The sequence below is a fragment of the Actinomadura rifamycini DSM 43936 genome, from assembly GCF_000425065.1.
GTDB classification, from domain to species: domain Bacteria; phylum Actinomycetota; class Actinomycetes; order Streptosporangiales; family Streptosporangiaceae; genus Spirillospora; species Spirillospora rifamycini.
The window spans coordinates 91,110-114,096 of the sequence record NZ_AULB01000017.1; the positions used below are offsets into that span (position 1 = coordinate 91,110).

Here is a 22,987-nt window from a genome sequence, read left to right on the forward strand (position 1 = left end):
GTTCGCGTGCCCGTCCTAGAACGCGGTGGTCTCGACGGCGGTGCAGCGCCACCGGCCGCGCAGGTGCTCCAGCCGCAGCGCCAGGGCGTGGACGCGGCCCGCGAGGGCGATGACGGCGCCCGTCTCGGCCGCCGCCGGCGCGGGCCGCTGCAGCCAGGTGGCGAGGACGCGCGGCGGGACGACGCGCGGCGGGGCGACGCGCCGCGCCGGCGGGGTCGCGCGGCGGGCGTCCAGGGCGCGGCACACCTCCGGGACGGCGATGAGGGTGAGCCGGGCGGGCGGCCGGATCCCGGCGAGGGTCTCGGCGACCATCAGCACGGCCGTGTCCGCGATCCTGCGCAGTTCGCTCTCGGTGTCGTCGCCGGGCCGGACGATCCGCAGCGGGCTCTCGGCCGCCTGGACGCCGGGGACCCGGGCGAGCGCGAGGGCGCCGTCCGTCCCGGGGGAGTCGCGGTACCGGCTGATGCGGACGATCGCGGGCGCGTCCGGTCGGCGGTCCGCGGCGGTGCGGCGGCTCGGGTTCGGGCGATGGCTCATCGGGGGGACCTCCTGCTCGGGTGCTGCCGAGAAAGGGAGGCGCCGGACACTCCGGTTGATACGCCGTGGCCGGATGCGGTCGGACGCGTATTTTCCGCCCCGGGCGCGCCCACGGAGCGACTTCGCGACGCGGGTGAGGTGACGCCCCCGCGTGCCCTGCCGCCTGCATGGGGGCGCACGGGAAAAGGGGCGGAGGCGGGGCGCCGGGTGGGCGCCCCGCCTCCGCGGGGGTGAGTCCCGATGGGGTGCGGGAGCCGGGACTCGCGGGGCCGGACGGCCGATGGGCCGGCCGTCCGGGGGATGTTTCAGTTGCCGGACGGGGTGTCCGGCGACGAACCGGCGTCGCCGCCACCGCCGCCCGAGTCACCGGACGAGCCGGCGTCACCGGACGATCCGGCGTCACCCGCCGGGGCGTCGCCCGACGAGCCGCCGTCGTCGGCGACCGCCGTCTGCGTCCCGCCGTCGCCGGCGGGCGCCGCCGCGGCGGCCGCGCCCTTGCGCGCCTTGCCCTTGGGCTTGGCGGCGGCCCCGGCCGTCTCCGGGTCGGCGGCGGGGTCGGCGGCGACCGACTCCTCGCCCTCCGGCTCGCGGCCCGGCGTCGGGATGTTGAACCGCACGATCAGGAACCTGAAGATGACGTAGTACAAGATGAAGTACAGGACGCCCATCCCGATGATGAGCAGCAGTCCTTCGGTGTTGTCCTTCCGGGCGTTCAGCAGCAGGTCGATGAGGCCCGCGGAGAAGCCGAACCCGAGCTGCGCTCCGGCGGCCTCGAGGATCGCCATCGAGATGCCGGTCAGGACGACGTGCACGCCGTACAGCAGCGGCGCGACGAACATGAACGCGAACTCGATGGGCTCGGTGACGCCGGTGACGAACGCGGTGAGCGCGGCGGAGATCATGATGCCGCCGACCGCCGGGCGGCGGTGCTTGGGCGCGGCGTGCCACATGGCGAGCGCGGCGCCCGGGAGGCCGAACATCAGCACGGGGAAGAACCCGGCGAGGAAGCCGCCCGCGTCCGGGTCCCCGGCGAGGTACCGGTTGATCTCGCCGGTGGCGACGCCGCCGTCGGCCGTCTGGTACTCGCCGAACACGAACCAGATCAGCGAGTTCGGGATGTGGTGCAGGCCGAAGGGCAGCAGGAGGCGGTTGATGACGCCGTAGATGCCGGCGCCGGCCGCGCCCGCCCCGGTGATCCAGTCGCCGAAGTCGGTGAGCCAGCCGCCGAGGATGGGCCAGGCGAACCCGATGACGACGCCGAGCACGAGCGCGGCGCCCGCGGTGACGATCGGGACGAACCGGCGCCCGCCGAAGAACGCGAGCCACGTCGGCAGCTTGATCCGGTAGAACCGCTGGTAGAGGACGGCGGCGAGGAGGCCGATGAGGATGCCGCCGAGCACCTGGGTCGGGTTCTTGGCGCCCCAGTCGATGGCCTGGGTCTCCGCGCCGTCCGCCACCTTGGTGATGACGACGCTGCCCTCCAGTTCGCCGGAGTGCGAGAACATCACCTTGGTGACGCGGTCGAAGACGAGGTAGCCGACCACGGCGGCGAGGGCGGTGGAGCCGTCGGACTTCTTGGCGAAGCCGATCGCCACGCCGACCGCGAACAGCAGGGCGAGGTTGTCGAGCAGCGCCCCGCCCGCGGCGGCGAAGACTTCGGCGACGCGGTCCCAGCCGAGGCCGTCCGCGCCGAGCATGTCGGCCTGGCCGAAGCGCAGCAGCAGCGCGGCGGCGGGCAGGACGGCGATCGGCAGCATGAGGCTGCGGCCGATGCGCTGGAGCACCGCCAGCACACTCGACCCTCGGCGTGGCGCCGAGTCCGCGGTTGTCGCTGTCATCGGGGGTTCCTCCTTGGGGGTTTAGGAGTTCGGCGGGGGGTGTCCGAGGGCCGTGTGGATCTGGTAGCGGTCCGCTCTGTAGGTCGACACGCCCAGTTCGGCGCACACGCCTCCGGTGTAGGAGCGGCGTTGCAGGAGCAGGACGGCGCTGCCCTTGGCGATCTGCAGGTTCCGGGCGTCGGCGGCGTCGGCGAGGCCGGCGTCGATGGTCTGGTCGCCGGCGTCGAAGACGATGCCGTAGACGGCTTCGAGGACGCCGTACAGGGAGCGGTCGGCGAGCCGCCGGTCGAGCAGGTCGGGGGCCAGGGACGCGAGGATGTGGGCGCGTTCGAGGGCCATCGGCTCGCCGTCGGCGGTGCGCAGCCGCTCGATGATGTGGACGGGCGTGCCGGTCTCGACGCCGAAGACGCGGGCGAGGTGCGCGTCGGCGGGGGCGGTGCGGCGGTCGAGGTCGACGGCGCCGGGGCGCAGGCCCCGGGCCAGCATGTCCTCGGTGAACGACACCAGCCGCAGCGGCATCTCGATCTTGGGGCGGGCGACGAACGTGCCCTTGCCGGGGACGCGGTAGAGGCGTCCCTCGGTGACGAGCTGGTCGACCCCCTGCCGGACGGTCATGCGGGACAGCTCGTACCGGGCGCACAGTTCGCGTTCCGAAGGGATGGGGGCGTCCACGGGCAGCTCCGCGCTCTCGATGAGGTCGAGGAGGATCGCGCGGAGCTGGAAGTACTTCGGGACGGGACTGTGCGGATCGATGGTCACGGGGGTCCTCGATGGCCGGAGCCGGATCGATGATCGTCGGAGTGTTCGGCTTTGCGTCGGTTTCGGACTGGTCTAGGCCGGACTAGACCACAAGGACGAAACACGTGTCAATGCACGAAAAGATAACGGGACGATCACGAGGGATCCCGGGCAAGATCGGCGTTCTCGCAGGTCAGCGGGCTCGCTTGGGCGGGGCGTCCGGTCGGGACTCCGGCGGGGTGTCCTCTTCCGGCTCCCGTCCGGGCGTCGGCAGGTCGAACCGCTTGATCACGAAATAGAAGATCGCGTAGTAGAGGAAGAAGTACAGCACCCCCGCCCCGATGATCAGCCACAGGTGGCGGGTGTTGCTCTTGGTGGCGTTGAGCAGCAGGTCGATGAGCCCGGCGGAGAAGCTGAACCCGAGCTGGGCGTCGAGGGCGGCGAGCACGCCCATCGAGACGCCGGTCAGCACGACGTGGATCGCGTACAGGACGGGCGCCACGAACATGAACGAGAACTCGATGGGCTCGGTGACGCCGGTGACGAACGCGGTGAGCGCGGCGGAGATCATGATGCCGCCGACCGCGGGGCGGCGGTGCGGGGGCGCGGCCCGCCAGATGGCGAGGGCGGCGCCGGGCAGGCCGAACATCAGCACGGGGAAGAACCCCGCGAGGAACGTCCCCGCGTCCGGGTCGCCCGCGAGGTACCGGTTGATCTCGCCGTGGACGACGTCGCCGTCGGGCTCCCGGTAGGTGCCGAAGACGAACCAGATCAGCGAGTTCAGGATGTGGTGCAGGCCGAACGGCAGCAGCAGGCGGTTCGCGACGCCGTACAGCCCGGCGCCGACGGCGCCCGCGCCGGTGAGCCAGTCGCCGAAGTCGTTGATCCAGCCGCCGAGCGCCGGCCACACGAACCCGAAGACGACGCCGAGCAGCAGCGCGCCGCCCGCGCTGACGATCGGGACGAACCGGCGCCCGCCGAAGAACGCGAGCCACGACGGGAGCTTCACCCGGTAGAACCGCTGGTAGAGCAGCGCGACCATGATCCCCACGACGATGCCGCCGAGGACCTGCGTCGGGTTCTGCAGCCCGTACGCGACGGTCTCCTCCAGCGACCCGTCCTCCTGCTGCACCTTCTGGACGACGGACGCGCGCAGCTCGTCGGTGTGCGCGAACATCACCTTCGAGACGCGGTCGAACACCAGGTAGGCGACGACGGCGGCGAGGGCGGTGGAGCCGTCGGACTTCTTCGCGAACCCGATGGCGACGCCGACGGCGAACAGGATCGCGAGGTTGTCGAGCAGGGCGCCGCCCGCGGCGGCGAACACCTCCGCGACGCGGTCCCAGCCGAGGCCGTCCGCGCCGAGCAGGTCGGGCTGGCCGAGGCGGAGCAGGATGCCGGCGGCGGGCAGGACGGCGATCGGCAGCATGAGGCTGCGCCCGATGCGCTGCAGCACGCCGAACGCCGCCGACCAGGCGCGGCGCACCCCGCCGTCGCCGGAGCCGCCGTCGCCGGTGGCGGTTGCCGTACTCATGCGCCGATGACCTCCCCGAGCTGGGCCCGATGGGAGGAGTTCGGGCCGACATCTTTAGATGCATCCGATTCGTGCAGTATGGTGCTGACTGGTCTAGTCCGGACTAGACCAGTCGCCGGAGGCGACGACCAGCGATCACCGCGTCACGGAGAGTGCGCAGAGATGTCACTACTGATCACGGCCGAAAGCATGATCACCACCCCTGCCGATGGTCCTACCCGCGTGCTCTCCCCGGGATACGTCCGGGTCGAGAACGGCCTGATCGCGGAGGTGGGCGAGGGCCGCCCGGACGGGACGCCCGACGTCGAGCTGCGCGACGGCCTGCTGGCCCCCGGCCTCGTCGACCTCCAGGTGAACGGCTTCTTCGGGTACGACATGGTCGACGCCGACGAGGACGGCTGGCGGACGGTCGTGTCGCGCCTCCCCGAGACCGGCGTGACGTCGTTCCTCCCCACGTTCATCACCGCACCCGTCGCGACGCAGGCGGAGGCGCTGCGCCGCGTCCGCGAGCTGCTGCCCCGCCTCCCCGACGGCACGCGCGTCCTGGGCGTCCACCTGGAGGGCCCGTTCCTGTCGGAGAAGCGCAAGGGCGCGCACAATGCCGACTTCATCACCGACCCGTCGCCCGAGGCGATCGCGACGCTCCTCGAGACGGGCCTGGTCAAGCTGGTGACCCTCGCGCCCGAGCGCGCCGGGGCCCTCGACGCGGTCCGCGCGCTCACCGACGCGGGCGTCCTGGTCAGCGTCGGGCACAGCGACGCGACGGCCGAGCAGGTCGCCGCCGCCGCCGACGCGGGCGCCCGCAAGGTCACGCACATCTTCAACGCCCAGTCCGGCGTGCACCACCGCGCCCCGGGCGTCGCCGCGCAGGCGCTGGTCGACGACCGGCTCAGCCCCGGGCTCATCCTCGACCTGCACCACGTGTCCGCGACGGCCGCGCGGCTCGTGTTCCGCGCCGCCGCCGGACGGACGGTCCTGGTCACCGACGCGGCGTCGTCCGCCGGGATGCCCCCCGGCACCTACGACCTCGGCGGCGAGCCGATCACGATGCCCGCGGAGGGCCCGCCGCTGCGCGCCGACGGGACGATCGCGGGGTCGGGCCTGCGGCTGGACGACGCGGTCGGCAACGCGGTCGCGATCGGCGTCGACCCGGCCGCGGCCGTGGACGCCGCCACGCGCGTCCCCGCGGACCTGATCGGCCGCGCCGACCTCGGCCGCATCGCCCCCGGGGCGGTCGCGGACCTGGTGCACCTCGGCCCGGACCACCGGGCGCGTACGACCTGGATCAACGGGCAGAAAGTCTTCGGAGGGGATTCATGACCAGCCTCATGCGCGCCGAAATCGGCCAGCAGCCGGACGCGCTGCGCCGGACGATCGACGCGCTGCTGCCGCGCACCGCCGACATCGCGAAGCTGGCGGCGGAAACGCGGCAGGTGCTGTTCATCGCGCGCGGCTCGTCGGACAACGCGGCCGTGTACGGGCGGTACCTGGTGGAGTCGCACGCGGGCCGGCTGGCGACGCTGGCCGCGCCGTCGATCGCGACGACCTACCGGCGGAGGCTGGACCTGTCGGGCGTCCTCGCGGTCGCGATCAGCCAGTCCGGCAAGACCGAGGAGATCGTCGAGACGCTGGAGTGGGCCGCCGCCGGCGGCGCCCGCACCGTGGCGGTCACCAACGGCGAGGGCTCCCCGCTGGCGGAGGCCGCCGAGGTCGCGCTGATCACGCGGGCCGGCGACGAGAAGGCCGTCCCGGCGACCAAGACGTACACGACGCAGCTCGTGGCCCTGTCCGTCCTCGCGCTCGGCCTCGGCGCGGACGTCGCGGAGGACGACCTGCGCCGCGTCCCCGACGAGATCGCGGGGCTGATCGCGGCGACCGAGGCGGCCGAGGCGCTGCCGCGGATCGTGGACGACCTGGCGGGCGTCTCCGGGGCGGTCGTGTCCGGGCGGGGGATCGCGTTCGGCACCGCGCTGGAGCTCGCGCTGAAGATCAAGGAAGCGTGCTACCTGCACGCGATGGGCCTGTCGTACGCGGACCTGCTGCACGGCCCGATCGCGGTCGTGGACGCGCGGACGCCCGCGCTGCTCGTCGCCGCCGACTCCGGCCCCACGCTGCCCGGGACGATCGCGCTCGCCGAGCGCGTGCGGGGCGCGGGGGCGCCCGCGTACGGCGTCGGCGGCGGTGCGGGCCTGGCCGGCGCGTGCACGGCGGCGCTCCCCGGCCCCGCCCTGCCCGAGTGGGTGGCGCCGCTGGGCCTGATCGTCCCCGGCCAGATCCTGGTCGAGAACCTGGCGCGCCGTCTCGGGCTCGACCCGGACGTGCCGCGCGGCCTCAACAAGGTGACTCAGACGACCTGAGCCACCGGCACCCCTGAAGACCCCTTCACCAGAGGGTCCAGCCCACCCCGGACCGAGGAGAGACGACATGGACAAGGCCGAGGCGATCGTCGCCGCGCTGGGCGGCGCCGACAACATCGAGGAGATCGAGCCGTGCGCGACGCGGCTGCGCACGGAGGTCTCCGACCCCGGCAAGGTCGACGAGGCGGCGCTGAAGGCGGCCGGCGCGTTCGGCGTGATGAAGAGCGGCACGGTCGTGCAGGTCGTGGTGGGGCCGGAGGCCGACACGATCGCCAGCGACATCGAGGACATCCTCGACTGACGCGTCCCGGCGAAGGCGGAACGAGCGAGGCTGAACGAACGACAAGGGGCCCCACATGACCCGAGTACTGTCCCCGGTGTCCGGCCGCGCCGTCGGCCTGGCCGGGGTGCCCGACCCGGTGTTCGCGCAGGCGATGGTCGGACCGGGCACCGCGGTCGATCCCGAGCGCGGCCCCGGCCAGGCGATCGCCCCCGTCACCGGGAAGATCGTGAAGATGCACCCCCACGCGTACGTCGTGGTGGACGCCGAGGGCCACGGCGTCCTCGTGCATCTCGGCATCGACACCGTCAAGCTGAAGGGCGAGGGCTTCGAGCTGCTCGCCGCCGAGGGCGACGAGGTGACCGCCGGGCAGCCGCTGGTCGGCTGGAACCCGGCGGTGATCGAGGCGGGCGGCCGCTCCCCGGTCTGCGCCGTGGTGGCGCTGGACGCGGGCGACGGCGCGCTGTCGGACGTCGTGGAGACCGGCGAGGTGGCGAAGGGGGCCGAGCTCTTCACATGGCGGTAGAGATCCCGCTCCGCGCCGCGGTGTTCGACCTCGACGGCACGCTGATCGACAGCGAGCCCCGCAACCGCGTCATGTGGCGGAAGCTGTTCGCGTCGCACGGCGTCCCGCACGACGAGGCGCTGATCGCGTCGTTCGCGGGGCGCCGCGGCCTGGAGGTGCTGACCGACCTGCTGCACCTGTTCCCGGGCCGGACGGCCGAGGAGCTGTTCGATGAGGCGGTCTCCTACGAGTCGCTGCCCGGGATGCCGCCGCCCGCGCCCGTCGCGGGGGCGGTCGAGCTCGTCCGGGCGATGGCGGGCGCGGGGCTGCCGCTGGCCGTCGTGACGTCCGGGCAGCGCGGGTACGCCGAGGGGCTGCTGGACTTCCTCGGCATCCGCGACCTGCTGGACATCGTGCTGACCGCCGGGGACGTCGCGACCGGCAAGCCGCACCCGGAGGGGTACCTGGCGGCGGCCCGCGACCTCGGGGTGCCGCCGGGCGCGGCGATCGGCTTCGAGGACGCCCCGGCCGGCGTCGCGGCGGTCAAGGCCGCGGGGATGACCTGCGTCGGCATCACCACGACCCAGCCGGCCGCGGCGCTCGCCGCGGCCGACCACGTGGTCGCCGACCTGGAACGAGTGAACGTCGCGCCGGGGCCCGCGCTGCGCGTGCCGGCCGCCGGCGCGCGAACGTGATGACCGCGCGACCCGAAAGGAACGAGGCGTTCCGGTGAGGAGTGTGCTGTGAGCGAGCGCAATGTGAGGATCGAGTCGAAGGTGGGCCTGCACGCGCGTCCCGCCGCGCTGTTCGTGCAGACCGCGGCGAAGGCCCCCATGAACGTGACCGTCGCCAAGCGCGGCGGCGACCCGGTGAACGCCAAGAGCATCCTCGCGGTGCTGGGCCTGGACGCCCGGCACGGCGAGGAGGTCGTGATCTCCGCCGAGGGGGAGGACGCCGACGCGCTGCTCGACAGCCTGGAGGCGCTCCTGTCCACGCCGGAGCCGGAAGGTGCCTGAGGGCGCGCCCGGCGCGCTGCGGGGCGCGGGCGTCAGCCCGGGTGTCGGGTTCGGCCCGGTCCGCGGCATCGCCGGCGCGGTGCCGGAACCGGACGCCGGGGCGCGGCACGGGGGCGACGCGGAGGCCGAGAACGCGGTCGCCCTCGGCGCGCTCGAAGCCGTCGCCGCCGACCTGGAGGAGCGGGGCGCCCGCGCCGCCGAGGCCGGCAACACCGACGGGCGGGACGTGCTGAACGCGCAGGCGCTCATGGCCCGCGACCCGGGCCTCGCCGACGGCGTCCGCGCCAAGACCGGCGAGGGGACGGCCGCCGCCCGCGCGGTGTTCGAGGCGTTCGGCGTCTACCGGGAGGTGCTCGCGGGCGCGGGCGACTACCTCGCCGCCCGCGTCACCGACCTGGACGACATCCGGGACCGGACGATCGCGCGGCTGCTGGGGCTCCCGATGCCGGGGGTGCCGGAGTCGGACGAGCCGTTCGTGCTCGTCGCCCGCGACCTGGCGCCCGCCGACACCGCCGTCCTCGACCCCGCGCGGGTCGTCGCGTTCGTGACGGAGGAGGGCGGCCCGACCAGCCACACCGCGATCATCGCCCGGACGATGGGCGTGCCCGCCGTCGTGGCCCTGCCGGGCGCGACGGAACTGGCCGACGGCACCCCGGTGCTCGTCGACGGCGCCGCGGGCACCGTCCGTCCGGACCCGTCCGACGACGAGGTCGCCGCCGCCCGCGCCGCCGCGGCGGCCCGCGCGTCCGCGCTGGCCGAGTCGTCCGGGCCGGGGGCGACGAAGGACGGGCACCGGGTGCCGCTGCTGGCGAACATCGGCGGCCCGAAGGACGTGGAGGCGGCGGTCGCGAACGGCGCCGAGGGCGTCGGCCTGTACCGCACCGAGTTCCTGTTCCTCGACCGGGCGGCGCCGCCGTCCGACGCCGAGCAGGAGGAGGCGTACCGGAAGGTGCTGGAGGCGTTCCCGGAGGGCCGCGTGGTCGTCCGGACGCTGGACGCCGGCGCCGACAAGCCCCTCGCGTTCCTGCCGCCGCCCGGCGAGGAGCCGAACCCGGCGCTCGGCGAGCGGGGCCTGCGGATGTCGCTGCGGCACCCCGACGTGCTCGCCGCGCAGCTGCGCGCGCTCGCCCGCGCGTCCACCGGGACGACCGCGAAGCTGCAGGTCATGGCGCCGATGGTGACGGACGCGGCGGAGGCGGCGTTCTTCGCCCGCGAGTGCGGCAAGGCCGGCATCGAGGTCCCCGGCGTCATGATCGAGGTGCCCGCCGCCGCGCTGCGGGCCCGCGACCTGGCGTCCGAGGTCGCGTTCTTCAGCGTCGGCACCAACGACCTGACGCAGTACGCGTGCGCCGCCGACCGGCAGATCGGCGGCCTCGCCCACCTCCAGGACCCGTGGCAGCCCGCCGTCCTCGACCTGGTCGCCCCGGCGGCCGGCGCGGGCGTCCCGTGCGGGGTGTGCGGGGAGGCCGCGGGCGACCCGGCGCTCGCCTGCGTGCTGGTCGGGCTCGGCGTGACGTCGCTGTCGATGAGCGCGCCGTCCCTGCCGCTGGTGCGGGCCGCGCTGGCCCGGCACACCCTCGACCAGTGCCGGGAGGCCGCCGCGGCGGCGCGCACCGGGCGCACCGCGGCGCAGGCGCGCGACCTGGCCCGCGGACTCCTCCCCGGACTGGACGAGCTGGGCATCTGAGGTTCCGCGTGCCGCATGTGCCGCACGTGTTCGGCCGCCGGGGCGCCCGCCCCGGCGGCCGTCGCCGTTCCGGGGCGTCCTAGCCGTAGGCCAGCCCGTGCCCGACCGGCTGGCCGCCGGCCGGGACCGGGAGCTTGCCGGTCGGGTTCGCGGTGCCCGCGAGCACCCGCGCGAGGCCCCGCAGCGACTCCGTCCCGGACGAGTACGCGGCCACCGCGGCGGCGGCGCCGCCCGCCGAGTCCAGGTCGTAGGGGCTGCCGAGCGCGGCCACGACCACCGGCTTCCCGCCGAGCGCCCGCACCCGCGCGGCCGTCGCCGCGCCGGCGTCGTCCGTGGTCAGCACCGTCACGTCCGCCGAGCCGGGCGCCGCCGTCCGGACGCCCTGGGCGCGCAGCGCGCCCGCGAGCGCCTCGGCCTTCGGCCCGGTCACCGCGACCGTCCGCCCCTTCAGCGGCAGCACGCCGCCCTTGTTCACGACGACCGTGACCGCCCGCTCCGCGACCTGCCGCGCGGTCGCCTCGTGCTGCGGGCCGCCCACGACCGACGCGGCCTTCGCCGGGTCGGCCTGCGCCTGCCCGAACAGCCCGCGGCGCTGCTTGAGCCGCAGGATCCGGGTGACCGACGCGTCCAGCCGCTGCTCGGTGATCTTCCCGGACCGGACGGCCGCCACCACCGCCCCGTGCGCCTCCGGCAGGTCCGGCGGCATCAGGAGCTGGTCGGCGCCCGCCTGGACGGCCCGCACCGCGACGGCCCCGTCGCCGTACTTCGTCCGGACGCCCTCCATCCGCAGCGAGTCGGTCGTGATCACGCCGTCGTAGCCGAGCCGCTCGCGCAGCAGCCCGGTCAGCACGTTCCGCGACAGCGTCGCCGGGTCGCCCGAGCCGTCCAGCTTCGGCACCTCGATGTGCGCCGTCATGATCGCGTCGACCCCGGCGGCGATGGCGGCCTCGAACGGCGGCGCGTCGACCTTCCGCCACGTGTCCGGGTCGTGCCCGATCACCGGCAGGCCCGTGTGGCTGTCGGTCGCGGTGTCGCCGTGGCCCGGGAAGTGCTTGGCGACGGCCGCGACGCCCGCGTCCTGGTAGCCCCGGACGGCCCCGGTCACCATCCGCGACACCCGCGCCGGGTCGGACCCGAAGGAGCGGACGCCGATGACGGGGTTCCGCGGGTTCACGTTGACGTCCGCGACGGGCGCGTAGTCGAGGTTGATCCCGACGGCGCGCAGCTCGGCGCCCGTGACGCGCGCCGCGGCGCGGGCCTGCGCCGGGTCGGCCGTCGCGCCCAGCGCCATGTTGCCGGGGAACCGGGTGATGAACGGGGTGCGGGTGACGATGCCCTGCTCCTCGTCCACGCCCAGCACCAGCGGGATCTTCGACGCCTTCTGCAGCGCGTTCGACTGCGCGGCCGTCTCCTCCGGGGAGCCGAAGTTCTCCGGGAAGTAGATCAGCCCGCCCACGTGGTACCGGCGGATCGTGCGCAGCGCGTCGGCGCGGCTCGCGAACGTCGGGACGAACAGCTGCCCGACCTTCTCCCGCACGCTCATCTTCGCGACGTGCCCGGGGATCCAGGCGTCCGGCGGCGGTGCGGACGGGCGCGCCGGCGCGGACGCGTCCGCCCCGCCGCGCCCGTCCGTCCGGCCGTCGCCGTCACTGCACCCGGCCAGCGCCGACGCGCCGAGCGCGAGCGCCGCCGCGAGCGCGAGCGGAATCCGTGGAATGCGCACCTGACCATGCCCCCCGACGTGGTCTGCGGTTCGATCGTCGTCACAGGGTAGCCGCGGCGCGGAGATGCGACGGGACATGGCGGGGAACCCATCAGTTGGGGAGGGGATGCCCCAGCCTACGCAGCGCGAGGCCCGCCGCGCCGACCGCCCCGTCGCCCGCGCTGCGCGGCGCTTCGGCGAACCGGTGCCGCAGCCCGGTGCGGACGGCGTCCGCCACCGGGCCCTCGCGGAGCACCGAGCCGTGCATGACGACGGGCGCGGCCGGGTCCGCGAGCGCGGGCCGCACGGCGTCGACGTCCCGCAGCAGCGACGCGGCGGCCTCCTCGGTGATCCGCTTCGCGACCGGGTCGCCCGCGGCCGCGGCGGCGGCGACGACCGGCCCGAGGCGGCCCAGCGCGGACGCCGGGCGGCCGTAGACCTCTTTGATGATCGCCTGCGCGAGCTGCGGGTTGGGCGGGGTGCCGGGGTGCTCCGGGTGCCCGGACGGCCCCGCCGAGCACGGACCGGCCGGCGCCGGGACCGCCTCGTGCACCAGCACGGCCGTCCCGCCGCCCGCCGGGAGCGTCGCGGACTGCGGCGACCCGTGCGGGGCGCACGGCGCCGCGACGCCGTGCGCGGAGTGCGCCATCGCGAGGTGCCGGTGCGGGCGGTGCTGCCGCCGCCGCGCCGCGTCGATCTGCGCGACGACCGACGGGCCGAGCAGCGCGCGCGGCACCGAGTCGGTGAGCAGGGTGGGGGAGCCGCGGCCGTCGTAGGCGGCGAGCGCCGCCCGCACGGCCTCCTTGCCGAGCCACACCGCCGACCCCTCGTCCCCGACGAGGAAGCCGTAGCCGTCCGCGCGCTGCACGATCGTCCCGTCGCTGATCACCGCCGCCCCGGCCCCGGTGCCGGAGAACACGACGATCCCTTTGGAACGGCTGGTCCCGGCGGCGAACGCCACCGCGATGTCGGTCACCACCGCGGGGGAGCCGCGCAGGCCCAGGGCCTGCCAGGCGCGCCGGGCGGCCGTCACCGCCGCGGGCCGCCCGGCGGAGCCGGCGCCGGCGATCCCGAAGACGCCGGTGAGCACGTGGGTGCGGTCCAGGTCTCCGAGCGCCTCGCTCAGGGCGGTGCGCAGCGCCCCGGCGGTGTCTCCACCGGAGTTGGGGTTGGCCCCGGGGCCGGTGCCGGAACCGGCCAAGGCTCCCCCGAGGGTCAGTACGACACAGCGGGTCTTCGTGCCACCCGCGTCTATACCGACCACATACGGACCGGCCAAATGGGTCAACACATGGCGAACCGTAGCCTTTTCTACCGTTGACGCGACAATGTGAGCGTAAGAAACTTTCTTGCATGAGGAAACCCATCGGACCCGAGCCGGGGGGCACGGGGGCGGCGCCCGGTGCACCCGGGGACGAGGCGCCGGGCAAGGACCCGACGCCGCTCAGCACGGTGGTGCGGGTGCGCTCGCTGCTGCCCTCGCTGCCCCCCGCCGAGCGACGCGTCGCGCAACGCGTCATCGACGACCCGGAAGGGGTCGCCAACTCCACCATCACCGAACTCGCGCAGAACTGCGGCACGTCCGAGACGACCGTCATCCGGTTCTGCCGCGCGATCGGGTTCCACGGCTACCCGGAACTGCGGCTCACCCTCGCCACCGAGGCGGGACGGGCGCAGACGGCCAGCGGCGGGCGGGTCATCGGCAGCGACATCAGCCCGGACGACTCGCTGGAGCAGATCGTCGAGAAGGTCACCTTCGCCGACGCCCGAGCCGTGGAGGAGACCGCCTCCCAGCTCGACATCAAGATGCTGGAGCAGGTCGTCGACGCCGTCGTCGCCGCCGACCGCGTCGACGTCTACGGGGTGGGCGCCAGCGCGTTCGTCGCGGCCGACTTCCAGCAGAAGCTGCACCGCATCGGCCGGGTCTGCTCCGCGTGGGCGGACGCCCACATCATGCTGACCAGCGCGGCCGTCCTCGGCAGCGGCGACGTCGCCATCGGCATCTCGCACACCGGCGCGACGGTCGAGACCATCGACGCACTGGAGGTCGCCAAGAGCAACGGCGTCACGACCGTGGCGCTGACCAACTTCCCCAAATCACCCATCGCGGAGGTGGCCGACCTGATCCTCACCACGGCGGCAAGGGAGACGACCTTCCGCTCCGGCGCCACCGCCAGCCGGCTGGCGCAGCTCACGGTGGTCGACTGCGTCTTCGTCGGAGTGGCGCAGCGCACCTACGGGCCGACCCGCAAGGCCCTCGAAGCCACGTACGAGGCGGTCCGCGGCCGGACCGTGCGACCCGACCGGAGGCGTCGGTGATCGATTGCGAGCTCCCCACCGAGGGACGGAACCCCCGCACCCTCGACGTCGACACGCTGCCGACCATGGAGGTGCTGCGCCTGATCAACTCCGAGGACGCGACGGTGCCGATGGTGGTGGCGTCCGTCCTCCCCGAGGTCGCCCGGCTGGTCGACCTCGCCGTCGTCTCGCTGCGCGCGGGCGGACGCGTCCACTACTTCGGCGCCGGCACCTCGGGCCGGCTCGCGGTGATCGACGCCGCCGAGCTGCCCCCGACGTTCGGCATCTGGGGCCGCGTCGTGGCCCACCACGCCGGCGGGCCCGGGGCGCTGTCCCAGGCCATCTCCGACGTGGAGGACGACGCCGAGCTCGGCACCCGGGACGCCCGGGACGTCCAGCCCGGCGACATCGCCATCGGGATCGCGGCGAGCGGCCGCACCCCCTACGTCGTCGGCGCGCTGCGCGCGTCCGCCGCCGTCGGGGCGCGCACCGCGCTGATCAGCTGCAACCCGCACACCCCCTACGGCGATGAGGTCGAGGTGCACATCGGCCTCGCCACCGGCCCGGAGGTGATCAGCGGCTCCACCCGGATGAAGGCGGGCACCGCCACCAAGCTGGTGCTGAACAGCTTCTCCACCACGCTCATGATCAGGATGGGGCGCACCTACTCCAACCTGATGATCAGCGTGAACGCGCTGAACGCCAAGCTGCGCGCCCGCCTCGTCCGCATCCTCACCGAGGCGACCGGCATGGACGCCCGGACCTGCGAGAACGCGCTGGCCGAGGCGGGCGGCAACACCCGCGTGGCCCTCGTCTCCCTCCTCGGCGAGGTGCCCGCCGCGCGCGCCACGCTCGTCCTGGAGGAGACCGACGGCGGCGTCCGGGAGGCGCTGCAACGACTGAGATCCGCCTGACCCCACCGATTCCCGCGTGACCAGGACGGCTCGGGCCCGGCCCGGCCGCGAGCCGCCCCGGAGCATGCGGTCATCCCCGCACTGGCCGCGTGCTCACTTCTCGTACCGACGGAGCTCTTGCCTGGCGACGGTCCGGACGTGCACCTCGTCCGGGCCGTCGAAGATCCGCATGGCGCGCAGCCAGGTGTACATGCTCGCGAGCGGCGTGTCGTCGGAGACCCCGGCGCCGCCGTGCACCTGGATCGCCCGGTCGACGACCTCGTGGGCGATGCGCGGCACCACCACCTTGATCGCCGCGATCTCCGACCGGGCGCCCTTCGCGCCCGCCCGGTCGATCAGCCACGCCGTCTTCAGCGTCAGCAGCCGCGCCTGCTCGATCGCCATCCGCGACTCGGCGATCTGCTCCCGCACGACCCCCTGCTTCGCGAGCGGAGCGCCGAACGCCACCCGGTCCACCGCGCGCCGGCACATCAGCTCCAGCGCGCGCTCCGCCATCCCGAGCGCCCGCATGCAGTGGTGGATCCGGCCGGGACCCAGCCGCGCCTGGGCGATCATGAACCCGTCGCCCTCCTCCGCGAGCAGGTTCGACACCGGCACCCGCACGTCCTCGAACAGGATCTCCGAGTGCCCGTGCTGGTCCTGGTAGCCGAACACCGGCAGATGCCGGAGCACCTGGACGCCCGGGGTGTCCCGCGGCACGAGGATCTGCGACTGCTGCCGGTGCGGGGCGCCGTCCGGGTCCGTCTTGCCCATCACCACGAAGATCTTGCAGCGCTCGTCGGCCGCGCCGGTGATGAACCACTTGCGGCCGTTGATCACGTACTCGTCGCCGTCCCGGACGATCGAGGTCGTGATGTTCGTGGCGTCCGACGAGGCCACCGCGGGCTCGGTCATCGCGAACGCGCTGCGGATCTCGCCGTTCAGCAGGGGTTCGAGCCAGTCCCGCTTCTGCTGCTCGGTGCCGAACATGTGCAGGACTTCCATGTTCCCGGTGTCCGGCGCGGCGCAGTTGACCGCCTCCGGCGCGAGGTCGGGAGACCGTCCCGTCAGCTCCGCCAGCGTCGCGTACTCGACGTTCGAGAGGCCGGAGATGTCGGGCAGGAAAAGGTTCCACAGCCCCCGCTCCCGCGCCTCCGCCTTCAGTTCCTCGACCACCGGCGGCAGCGCGTGCGGATCGTTCGCCGCACGCCACTCCGCGTAGACGGGCTCGGCCGGATAGACCCGCTCGTCCATGAACTCCTGGAGTCTGTCCCGGTACTCCCGAGCCTTCGCGCTGAGTTCGAAGTCCATGCCCGCAGTCTTGCAGAACGCGATTCGGTTCCCGCGTGCCGCCCCATAGAACACGATTCGAACCATCGCCTACTATCGCCTCGTGACCGTCAAAGCCGTAATCACCGACTGGGGCGGCGTCCTCACCTCCCCGCTGAACGACGCGATCGCCACGTGGCTCGCCGCCGACCGCATCGACGCCGAGCGCTACCGCACGGTGATGCGCGCCTGGGTCAAGCAGGCGTACGACGGCGGCGGCGTCAACCCGATCCACGGACTCGAGGACGGCACCCTCGACCCCGCCGAGTTCGAGCGGCTCCTCGCCGCCGAACTGCTCACCGTCGAGGGCGGACCGGTCGCCGCCGCCGGCCTGATCGCCCGCATGTTCGGCGCGTTCTCCCCGGTCGAGCCCATGTACGAGGCCCTGCACGCCGCCCGCGCCGCCGGGACCCGCACCGCCCTCCTGTCCAACTCCTGGGGCAACGAGTACCCCCGCGACCTCTTCGCCGACCTGTTCGACGCCGTCGTCATCTCGTGCGAGGTCGGGATGCGCAAGCCCGACGAGCGCATCTTCCGCCACGCCCTCGACCTCATCGAACTCGACGCCGCCGAGTGCGTCTTCATCGACGACATCGAGCACAACATCGCGGCCGCCGAGGCCCTCGGCATCCGCGGCATCCTGCACACCGACCCCGAGGCGACCATCGCCGAACTCCGCGGGCTGGACCTCCTGCCGTGAGCCCCCGCCGGTGCGTCCCGCGAGGGCGCCCGGCGGGCATCTGGCAGACTGGTCGACCGTCATGCGCGTCTACCTGCCCAGCACGCTCGCACTCCTCGCCGGCGTCCACGCATCCCGGGAGATCGGCCCCGCACCGCTCGCCGCGCACGCGGTGACGCCCGCGCTCCGCGAGTGGTACGCGGGCGGCGACACCGAAGAGCTCGAGTACGCGGCGCTGACCGCCGCGGCCCGCACGTCCCTGCGCCTCCTCGCCGCCGACCCGTCCGCCCCGCGCCGCCGGGTCGTCCTGGCCGCCGAGATGCCCGACCGCGCGGTCGAGTGGGGACGCGGCGGCGCGGCCATCGACGACGACGATCCGTCGCTCGTCCGGCTGGTGTCGCCCGTCCCGTGGAAGAAGATCGCGTCCGGGCACGTGGACGACGCGGACGCCGAGGCCGACGTCGCGGCGGCGTCGGCGGCCGTCCCGGCCGCCGACGCCGGCGACGACGACGCCGCCTTCACCGTCGACGGCGCCGAGGGCCACGAGCTCCTCTGGTACGCCACCCAGGAGCTCCAACACCTCCTCTGACGCGGCGGCCGCCGCCGCCGAGGCCGTGTCTGCGGAAGATCAGCCCGTGCGGAGCGCGCCCAGCCGGTGGTGCAGCGCGGCGCGAGCGCTTTCGGCGGTGTGCCGTCCCAGGAGCAACTGGATGTTCAGCCCGTCGGCGAGAGTGATCAGCGCTTCGGCTTCCTGACGGCCGTCGAGGTCGGGACGGGCGTGGCCGTGGGTCTGCGCGGCGCCGATGAGCAGGGTGATGAGTTCGGCCAGGCCGGTGTACTGCTCGCGCTGCGCCGCGGCCGCGGCCGGGTCGATGGCGGCCTGGGCGGTGAAGGCAAGCCACACCCTGGTCTCGGCCCGGCTCGCCGGGTCGAGCGCCAGCGTCGCGGCGAGGGTGTGCTCCAGCGTCGTCATCGCCGCGTCGGGATCGGCGGTGTCGGGAACCCGGGCCCGGACACGTTCGGTGATCCGCTGCTGCATGTGCTCCATGACGCAGGCGACCATCTGCTCCTTGGTGGGGAAGCAGCGCTGCACCGCGCCCATGGACACCCCGGCACGTTCCGCGGCGTCCCGCAGCGTGGCGCCTTCCATGCCGCGTTCGGCGATGAGGCCGAAGACCGCCCGCGCGATCTGGCGGCGTCGGCCGTCGAGGTCCACCTGTCTGGGCACGCCCCGAGTTTAAGTGATGCGTTCGCATCGGAACAATGCTACGTTCCGATGCAAGCGCATCGAAACCACTCGGCGCGCATAGCGAGGAAGGGATATGCGCATGGGGCGACGACAACAGGGTTCCGGTTCACAGAGCGCTCGCTGGATCCTGGGCACGCTGCTGTTCGTCCAGGGGTTCGGTTCCGCCGTCACCCAGACGCTGTGGGACACCGCCTTCGGCGTGGCCGGACTCGCCCGCGCCTCCGGTCTCCCGGAATGGACCGACCTGCTGCTCGGCGCCGCCGGTGCCGTACTCCTGCTGTGGGCCCTGGCCCGGCACCACGCGAACGGGCGGGAGCAGACCGATGGCTGAACGGCACGACGATGCCGCGTACGCCGGGGACCGGCCGCGGCCCGAGCGCCGACGGCTGCTCCGGGCCGCCGCGGTCCTGGCCGGTGCCGGCGGCGCGGGCGTGCTCGCCGCGACCGCCGACCACGCCGGGGCCGCGGACCGCCGTGCCGGACGCGGCGGGCGGCCGACCTTCGTGATCGTCCACGGCGCCAACGGCAACGCCTACTCGTTCGCGCCGCTGGTCGCCGCCCTCGCCGAGGCGGGTCACCGCGCGATGGCGGTGGACCTGCCCGGCCACGGTCCGGAAGGCAACTTCCCGCGCTCCTACCAGGCGCCCCAGAACCCGGCCGCCTTCGCCGCGGTGCCCTCGCCGGTGCTCGCCGCGACGACACTGGACGACAACGTGCGGCACGTGGTGCGCATCGTGCGCCGCGTCGCCCGCCACGGGCCGGTCGTTCTCGTCGGGCACAGCATGGGCGGAGCCACCATCACCCGTGCGGGCAACCTGGTCCCCGACCTGATCGAGCGGCTCGTGTACCTGTCGGCGTTCTGCTGCGTCCGGCTCCGCAGCGTCCTGGACTGCTTCCTGACACCGGAAGCCGCCTCGACCCTGCTGCCGCGGATCCCCGCTGTGCCGACGCCCGAGCACCTGGGCGTCAGCCGCACCAACTGGCGCTCGGCCGACCCCGAGTTCATCGCCATCGCGAAGGAGGCGCTGGCCGCCGGGTACAGCGACGCGGCCTTCCTCGCGGCGCTCAACACGTTCGAGCCGGACGAGTCGGCCGCCGTCTCCACCGACGACGCCCGCGGCCGCCCGCGGACCTGGGGCCGCATCCCGCGCACCTACGTCCGCTACACCGCCGACCGGGCCGTCCCCTTGGCCCTCCAGGACCGCATGATCGCCGAAGCGGACGCGGCCACCCCGTCCAACCCCTTCGCCGTCCGCTCGGTCGCCGCGCCTCACCTCGGCCCCGAGGACCCCCGCGTCCTCGCCGCCGTCCTCGCCCGAAGCCTCTAGGCTCCACCCGGGCCCCGGGCCCCGGGGCCCCAGGACCGGCGAGGGTCAGGCGGGGTACCGGGTGGCTTCGTCGACCTTCGTGATGTCGCCGTCGGCGATCACCTGGGGCTTGGGCGGAACCTCCTGGACGGCGACCAGGTCTTCTAGGGGGGTGCGCGGCGGCAGAGCCCGCCACCGCCCGTCCGACGCCTTCTCGCCGTGCTGCTTCTGCTCGCTCATACCGCCATCATGCGGCCTCCGGCGCCTTTTGGGCACTGCCGCCGGACCCTGAACCCGTACTGGTTTCGCAGGAGGATGCGGGGCCGGCGGGACGGGTGCGGGGAGTCGGGGGTGGCGGTTGGGGTGGGCGCGGGGCGGGGTGCGGCGGGACGCATCGGGGTGGGGACGGAGGGGTAGGGACTGGCACGTCGACGCAGTTGTCGGACATCGCGGGAGCAACGCATGGACGCCGTCACCACCGTTCCGGTTCCGGTGAACGAGCCGGTCAAGGGGTACGCGCCGGGCAGCCCGGAACGGGCGGCGCTGGAGGCCCGGATCAAGGAGCTCGGCGGGACCGAGACCGAGCTGACGATGACGATCGGGGGCGCGCGGCGGATGGGCGCGGGAGAGCCCATCGCGGTGGTCGAGCCGCACAACCACGGGCATGTGCTCGGGCGGATGGGGGACGCCGCGGAGGCCGACGTGGCCGAGGCGATCGCGGCGGCGCGGGAGGCCGCGCCCGCGTGGCGGGCGATGTCGTTCGACGACCGGGCGGCGATCTTCCTGCGGGCGGCCGACCTGCTGGCCGGGCCGTGGCGGCCGACGCTGAACGCGGCCACGATCCTCGGGCAGTCGAAGTCCGTGCAGCAGGCCGAGATCGACGCGGCGTGCGAGCTGATCGACTTCTGGCGGTTCAACGTCGCGTACGCCCGGCGGATCCACGAGATGCAGCCCCTCTCGTCGCCGGGCGTGTGGAACCGGATGGAGTACCGGCCGCTCGAGGGGTTCGTGCTGGCGATCACCCCGTTCAACTTCTCCGCGATCGCGGGGAACCTGCCGACCTCGCCCGCACTGATGGGCAACGTCGTGGTGTGGAAGCCGTCGCCGACGCAGCAGCTGGCCGCGCACTTCACCATGCGGCTGCTGGAGGCGGCCGGGCTGCCGCCCGGCGTCATCAACATGGTGACCGGGAACGGGCGGGCCGTGTCGGAGGTGGCGCTGAGGCAGCCCGATCTGGCGGGGCTGCACTTCACGGGGTCGGTGCCGACGTTCCAGGGGCTCTGGCGGGCCATCGGGGAGAACATCGCCGGGTACCGGGGGTATCCGCGCATCGTGGGCGAGACCGGCGGCAAGGACTTCGTGATCGCCCACCCCTCGGCCGACGCGGCGGTGCTCAAGACGGCGCTGGTGCGCGGGGCGTTCGAGTACCAGGGGCAGAAGTGCTCGGCGGCGTCGCGGGCCTACATCCCGCGGAGCGTCTGGGGGCGGCTGCGGGACGAGTTCTGCGCCGAGACGGAGTCGCTGACGATGGGGGACGTCGCGGCCGACCTGTCGACGTTCATGGGGGCCGTCATCGACGAGCGGGCGTTCGCCAAGCATCGGGCGGCGATCGAGCGGGCCCGGTCGATCGACTCGATGAAGATCCTCGTCGGGGGCGAGCTCGACGACTCGCGGGGGTACTTCGTGCGGCCGACGGTCCTGGAGTCGGCGGACCCGGAGGACGAGATCTTCACCACCGAGTACTTCGGGCCGATCCTCGGCGTGCACGTCTACGACGACGCGGACTACGACGCCGTGCTCCGGCAGATGGAGGGCGTCTCCGAGTACGGGCTCACCGGCGCGGTCATCGCGGACGACCGCGCGGCGATCGCCGCGGCCACCGAGAGCCTGCGGTTCGCCGCGGGGAACTTCTACGTCAACGACAAGCCCACCGGCTCGGTCGTCGGGCAGCAGCCGTTCGGCGGCGCGCGGGCGAGCGGGACGAACGACAAGGCGGGGTCGGTGTTCAACCTGACCCGCTGGACGAGCGCGCGCGTCGTCAAGGAGTCGTTCGTCCCGCCGACGGACTACCGCTACCCGCACATGGGGCCCTGACCGCCCGGTTGCCAGGAGAGCCCGTGAGGCCCGACGATAAGGGCGCCCACCGCCCCCGGGACGCCCGGGCGCTCCTCCGACGACCATGGGAACGGGATGTCGACGCTGAACCGGCTGGTGCTCTGGAACATCGACCACACGCTGGTCGACGTCGGGCGGGTCACCCGCGAGGCGTACGCCGAGGCGTTCCAGGCGACCGTCGGGCGGCCGCTGCTGCGGCTCGCGCCCACCCCGGGGCGCACCGAGTCGGAGATCGTGTTCGAGACGCTCGCGTTCAACGACGTCGTGACGACCGACGACCATCTTCCTCCGTTCATCGCCGCGCTCACCCGGGCGTTCGCCGCGCGGCGGGCGGGGCTGCGGGAGCACGGGCGGGTGCTCGCGGGCGCGCGGGAGGCCCTGGACGCTCTGGGGCGGGCGCCCGGCGTCGTGCAGTCGGTCCTCACCGGGTCGGTCCGGGCGAACGCGGTGCTGAAGGTGACCGAGCTGGGGCTCGCCGGGCACCTCGACCTGGACGCCGGCGGGTACGAGGACGGCGTCTACAGCAAGGCGGCGCTGCTGGAGCTCGCCCGGTCCCGCGCGGGGGAGCGGCACGGCGCGGCCTTCCCCGAGCGGGCCACGGTCTACATCGCGGACTCGCCGCGCGACGTGCAGGCGGCGCACATCGCCGGCTCGCCGATCGTCGCGGTCGCGACCGGGAGCGCCACGGAGGCGGAGCTGCGGTCCGCGGGGGCGGACGCCGTCCTCCCCACGCTCGCCGACACCGGTGCCGTGCTGCGGGCCGTCGCCGAACTGACCAGTCCCTGACATGTCTCTTCCTTCCGTCGGCTCCAGTGTTCGCGGTGCCGGGACGGCGCGGAACTGAGAACCCGCCCTGTGGACAACCCCGGCCATGGGGCGCGACGCCATGCCCGGCACGGGAAGTGTGTGCGCCACAGGCATTG

At 74.1% G+C, this 22,987-nt stretch carries 24 protein-coding genes; 15 read left to right on the forward strand and 9 right to left on the reverse strand.

The features are described from left to right. Positions 1–15 precede the first annotated feature (15 nt). The 4 genes from H505_RS47765 to H505_RS42525 all read right to left on the reverse strand — a co-directional run bounded on the left by H505_RS47765 (position 16) and on the right by H505_RS42525 (position 4,647). Positions 16–537 (reverse strand): Rv3235 family protein, encoded by a 522-nt coding sequence (locus H505_RS47765; RefSeq protein WP_051300811.1) that lies wholly within the window; start codon positions 535–537, stop codon positions 16–18. A 305-nt stretch (positions 538–842) separates the two neighbouring features. Continuing rightward, the gene (locus H505_RS42520; protein WP_084550394.1) at positions 843–2,375 is read right to left on the reverse strand and encodes a PTS transporter subunit EIIC; all 1,533 of its coding nucleotides are present in this window, start codon (positions 2,373–2,375) and stop codon (positions 843–845) included. A 21-nt stretch (positions 2,376–2,396) separates the two neighbouring features. Further along, positions 2,397–3,134 carry a GntR family transcriptional regulator gene (locus H505_RS0117505; protein ID WP_026403034.1) on the reverse strand — a complete coding sequence of 246 codons (738 nt, stop codon included), beginning with the start codon at positions 3,132–3,134 and terminating at the stop codon, positions 2,397–2,399. Between the two features lie 172 nt (positions 3,135–3,306). Continuing rightward, positions 3,307–4,647, reverse strand: coding sequence for a PTS transporter subunit EIIC (locus tag H505_RS42525; protein ID WP_051300812.1), 1,341 nt, complete (start codon positions 4,645–4,647; stop codon positions 3,307–3,309). A 222-nt stretch (positions 4,648–4,869) separates the two neighbouring features. Here H505_RS42525 and nagA point away from each other — a divergent pair, with 222 nt between their 5' ends. From nagA to ptsP, 7 genes are all read left to right on the forward strand, one after another. After that, entirely contained in the window at positions 4,870–5,967 is a 1,098-nt protein-coding gene (nagA, locus tag H505_RS0117515) for an N-acetylglucosamine-6-phosphate deacetylase (protein ID WP_245592552.1), read from the forward strand. Continuing rightward, positions 5,964–7,004, forward strand: coding sequence for an SIS domain-containing protein (locus H505_RS0117520; RefSeq protein ID WP_034518375.1), 1,041 nt, complete (start codon positions 5,964–5,966; stop codon positions 7,002–7,004). The genes nagA and H505_RS0117520 overlap by 4 nt, the downstream gene beginning before the upstream one ends. A 67-nt stretch (positions 7,005–7,071) precedes the next feature. After that, positions 7,072–7,305, forward strand: a complete 234-nt coding sequence (locus H505_RS0117525) for a PTS sugar transporter subunit IIB (protein ID WP_026403037.1) — start codon at positions 7,072–7,074, stop codon at positions 7,303–7,305. A gap of 55 nt (positions 7,306–7,360) precedes the next feature. After that, positions 7,361–7,810 carry a PTS sugar transporter subunit IIA gene (locus tag H505_RS0117530; protein WP_026403038.1) on the forward strand — a complete coding sequence of 150 codons (450 nt, stop codon included), beginning with the start codon at positions 7,361–7,363 and terminating at the stop codon, positions 7,808–7,810. Continuing rightward, on the forward strand, positions 7,801–8,484 hold the full coding sequence (locus H505_RS42530; RefSeq protein WP_034518377.1) for an HAD family hydrolase: 684 nt from the start codon (positions 7,801–7,803) through the stop codon (positions 8,482–8,484). Before H505_RS0117530 ends, H505_RS42530 begins: the two co-directional genes overlap by 10 nt. Before the next feature lie 48 nt (positions 8,485–8,532). Further along, positions 8,533–8,805, forward strand: coding sequence for an HPr family phosphocarrier protein (locus tag H505_RS0117540; RefSeq protein WP_026403039.1), 273 nt, complete (start codon positions 8,533–8,535; stop codon positions 8,803–8,805). After that, on the forward strand, positions 8,798–10,492 hold the full coding sequence (ptsP, locus tag H505_RS0117545) for a phosphoenolpyruvate--protein phosphotransferase (RefSeq protein WP_026403040.1): 1,695 nt from the start codon (positions 8,798–8,800) through the stop codon (positions 10,490–10,492). Before H505_RS0117540 ends, ptsP begins: the two co-directional genes overlap by 8 nt. Positions 10,493–10,571: 79 nt before the next feature. Here the strand turns inward: ptsP and H505_RS0117550 are convergent, their stop codons facing one another. Both H505_RS0117550 and H505_RS0117555 read right to left on the reverse strand, forming a co-directional pair. Beyond that, positions 10,572–12,215 carry a glycoside hydrolase family 3 protein gene (locus H505_RS0117550; protein WP_026403041.1) on the reverse strand — a complete coding sequence of 548 codons (1,644 nt, stop codon included), beginning with the start codon at positions 12,213–12,215 and terminating at the stop codon, positions 10,572–10,574. 91 nt (positions 12,216–12,306) lie between these two features. Beyond that, a complete protein-coding gene (locus H505_RS0117555) occupies positions 12,307–13,395 on the reverse strand; it encodes a BadF/BadG/BcrA/BcrD ATPase family protein (protein WP_245592553.1) in 1,089 nt (362 codons plus the stop codon). A gap of 152 nt (positions 13,396–13,547) precedes the next feature. Here H505_RS0117555 and H505_RS0117560 point away from each other — a divergent pair, with 152 nt between their 5' ends. Both H505_RS0117560 and H505_RS42535 read left to right on the forward strand, forming a co-directional pair. Beyond that, the gene (locus H505_RS0117560) at positions 13,548–14,513 is read left to right on the forward strand and encodes a MurR/RpiR family transcriptional regulator (RefSeq protein ID WP_026403043.1); all 966 of its coding nucleotides are present in this window, start codon (positions 13,548–13,550) and stop codon (positions 14,511–14,513) included. Continuing rightward, complete coding sequence (locus H505_RS42535; protein ID WP_034518384.1) at positions 14,510–15,406, forward strand: N-acetylmuramic acid 6-phosphate etherase; 897 nt, start codon at positions 14,510–14,512, stop codon at positions 15,404–15,406. The genes H505_RS0117560 and H505_RS42535 overlap by 4 nt, the downstream gene beginning before the upstream one ends. Before the next feature lie 93 nt (positions 15,407–15,499). Here H505_RS42535 and H505_RS0117570 read toward each other — a convergent pair whose 3' ends face one another. Beyond that, on the reverse strand, positions 15,500–16,696 hold the full coding sequence (locus tag H505_RS0117570; protein WP_026403044.1) for an acyl-CoA dehydrogenase family protein: 1,197 nt from the start codon (positions 16,694–16,696) through the stop codon (positions 15,500–15,502). 82 nt (positions 16,697–16,778) lie between these two features. On the opposite strand from H505_RS0117570, the gene H505_RS0117575 reads away from it, so the two are divergent. Together H505_RS0117575 and H505_RS0117580 are read left to right on the forward strand one after the other, a co-directional pair. Continuing rightward, on the forward strand, positions 16,779–17,414 hold the full coding sequence (locus H505_RS0117575) for an HAD family hydrolase (protein ID WP_034518387.1): 636 nt from the start codon (positions 16,779–16,781) through the stop codon (positions 17,412–17,414). 61 nt (positions 17,415–17,475) lie between these two features. Further along, positions 17,476–17,982 (forward strand): DUF6912 family protein, encoded by a 507-nt coding sequence (locus tag H505_RS0117580; protein WP_026403046.1) that lies wholly within the window; start codon positions 17,476–17,478, stop codon positions 17,980–17,982. A gap of 39 nt (positions 17,983–18,021) precedes the next feature. On the opposite strand, the gene H505_RS0117585 is transcribed toward H505_RS0117580, so the two are convergent. Beyond that, positions 18,022–18,621, reverse strand: coding sequence for a TetR/AcrR family transcriptional regulator (locus H505_RS0117585; protein ID WP_026403047.1), 600 nt, complete (start codon positions 18,619–18,621; stop codon positions 18,022–18,024). Between the two features lie 100 nt (positions 18,622–18,721). Between H505_RS0117585 and H505_RS42540 the strand changes: the two genes are divergently transcribed. Then, a complete protein-coding gene (locus H505_RS42540; protein WP_034518443.1) occupies positions 18,722–18,973 on the forward strand; it encodes a hypothetical protein in 252 nt (83 codons plus the stop codon). Next, positions 18,966–19,970, forward strand: coding sequence for an alpha/beta fold hydrolase (locus H505_RS42545; RefSeq protein ID WP_084550399.1), 1,005 nt, complete (start codon positions 18,966–18,968; stop codon positions 19,968–19,970). Before H505_RS42540 ends, H505_RS42545 begins: the two co-directional genes overlap by 8 nt. 45 nt (positions 19,971–20,015) lie before the next feature. Here the strand turns inward: H505_RS42545 and H505_RS49895 are convergent, their stop codons facing one another. Continuing rightward, positions 20,016–20,189: a hypothetical protein gene (locus H505_RS49895; protein ID WP_157433032.1), complete on the reverse strand. Its 174-nt coding sequence runs from the start codon at positions 20,187–20,189 to the stop codon at positions 20,016–20,018. Between the two features lie 222 nt (positions 20,190–20,411). On the opposite strand from H505_RS49895, the gene pruA reads away from it, so the two are divergent. Then, complete coding sequence (gene pruA, locus H505_RS0117605) at positions 20,412–22,043, forward strand: L-glutamate gamma-semialdehyde dehydrogenase (RefSeq protein ID WP_026403048.1); 1,632 nt, start codon at positions 20,412–20,414, stop codon at positions 22,041–22,043. Positions 22,044–22,139: 96 nt separating this feature from the next. Beyond that, positions 22,140–22,850: an HAD family hydrolase gene (locus tag H505_RS0117610; RefSeq protein ID WP_026403049.1), complete on the forward strand. Its 711-nt coding sequence runs from the start codon at positions 22,140–22,142 to the stop codon at positions 22,848–22,850. Positions 22,851–22,987 lie beyond the last annotated feature (137 nt).

Excerpts from the sequence above, each read along its gene's own strand:
- H505_RS47765 (WP_051300811.1), bottom strand. The coding sequence starts at position 537 with ATGAGCCATCGCCCGAACCCGAGCCGCCGCACCGCCGCGGACCGCCGA.
- H505_RS42520 (WP_084550394.1), bottom strand. The coding sequence starts at position 2,375 with ATGACAGCGACAACCGCGGACTCGGCGCCACGCCGAGGGTCGAGTGTG.
- H505_RS42525 (WP_051300812.1), bottom strand. The coding sequence starts at position 4,647 with ATGAGTACGGCAACCGCCACCGGCGACGGCGGCTCCGGCGACGGCGGG.
- H505_RS0117520 (WP_034518375.1), top strand. The coding sequence starts at position 5,964 with ATGACCAGCCTCATGCGCGCCGAAATCGGCCAGCAGCCGGACGCGCTG.
- H505_RS0117525 (WP_026403037.1), top strand. The coding sequence starts at position 7,072 with ATGGACAAGGCCGAGGCGATCGTCGCCGCGCTGGGCGGCGCCGACAAC.
- H505_RS0117530 (WP_026403038.1), top strand. The coding sequence starts at position 7,361 with ATGACCCGAGTACTGTCCCCGGTGTCCGGCCGCGCCGTCGGCCTGGCC.
- H505_RS42530 (WP_034518377.1), top strand. The coding sequence starts at position 7,801 with ATGGCGGTAGAGATCCCGCTCCGCGCCGCGGTGTTCGACCTCGACGGC.
- H505_RS0117560 (WP_026403043.1), top strand. The coding sequence starts at position 13,548 with ATGAGGAAACCCATCGGACCCGAGCCGGGGGGCACGGGGGCGGCGCCC.
- H505_RS0117570 (WP_026403044.1), bottom strand. The coding sequence starts at position 16,696 with ATGGACTTCGAACTCAGCGCGAAGGCTCGGGAGTACCGGGACAGACTC.
- H505_RS0117580 (WP_026403046.1), top strand. The coding sequence starts at position 17,476 with ATGCGCGTCTACCTGCCCAGCACGCTCGCACTCCTCGCCGGCGTCCAC.
- H505_RS42540 (WP_034518443.1), top strand. The coding sequence starts at position 18,722 with ATGGGGCGACGACAACAGGGTTCCGGTTCACAGAGCGCTCGCTGGATC.
- H505_RS42545 (WP_084550399.1), top strand. The coding sequence starts at position 18,966 with ATGGCTGAACGGCACGACGATGCCGCGTACGCCGGGGACCGGCCGCGG.
- H505_RS49895 (WP_157433032.1), bottom strand. The coding sequence starts at position 20,189 with ATGAGCGAGCAGAAGCAGCACGGCGAGAAGGCGTCGGACGGGCGGTGG.
- pruA (WP_026403048.1), top strand. The coding sequence starts at position 20,412 with ATGGACGCCGTCACCACCGTTCCGGTTCCGGTGAACGAGCCGGTCAAG.
- H505_RS0117610 (WP_026403049.1), top strand. The coding sequence starts at position 22,140 with ATGTCGACGCTGAACCGGCTGGTGCTCTGGAACATCGACCACACGCTG.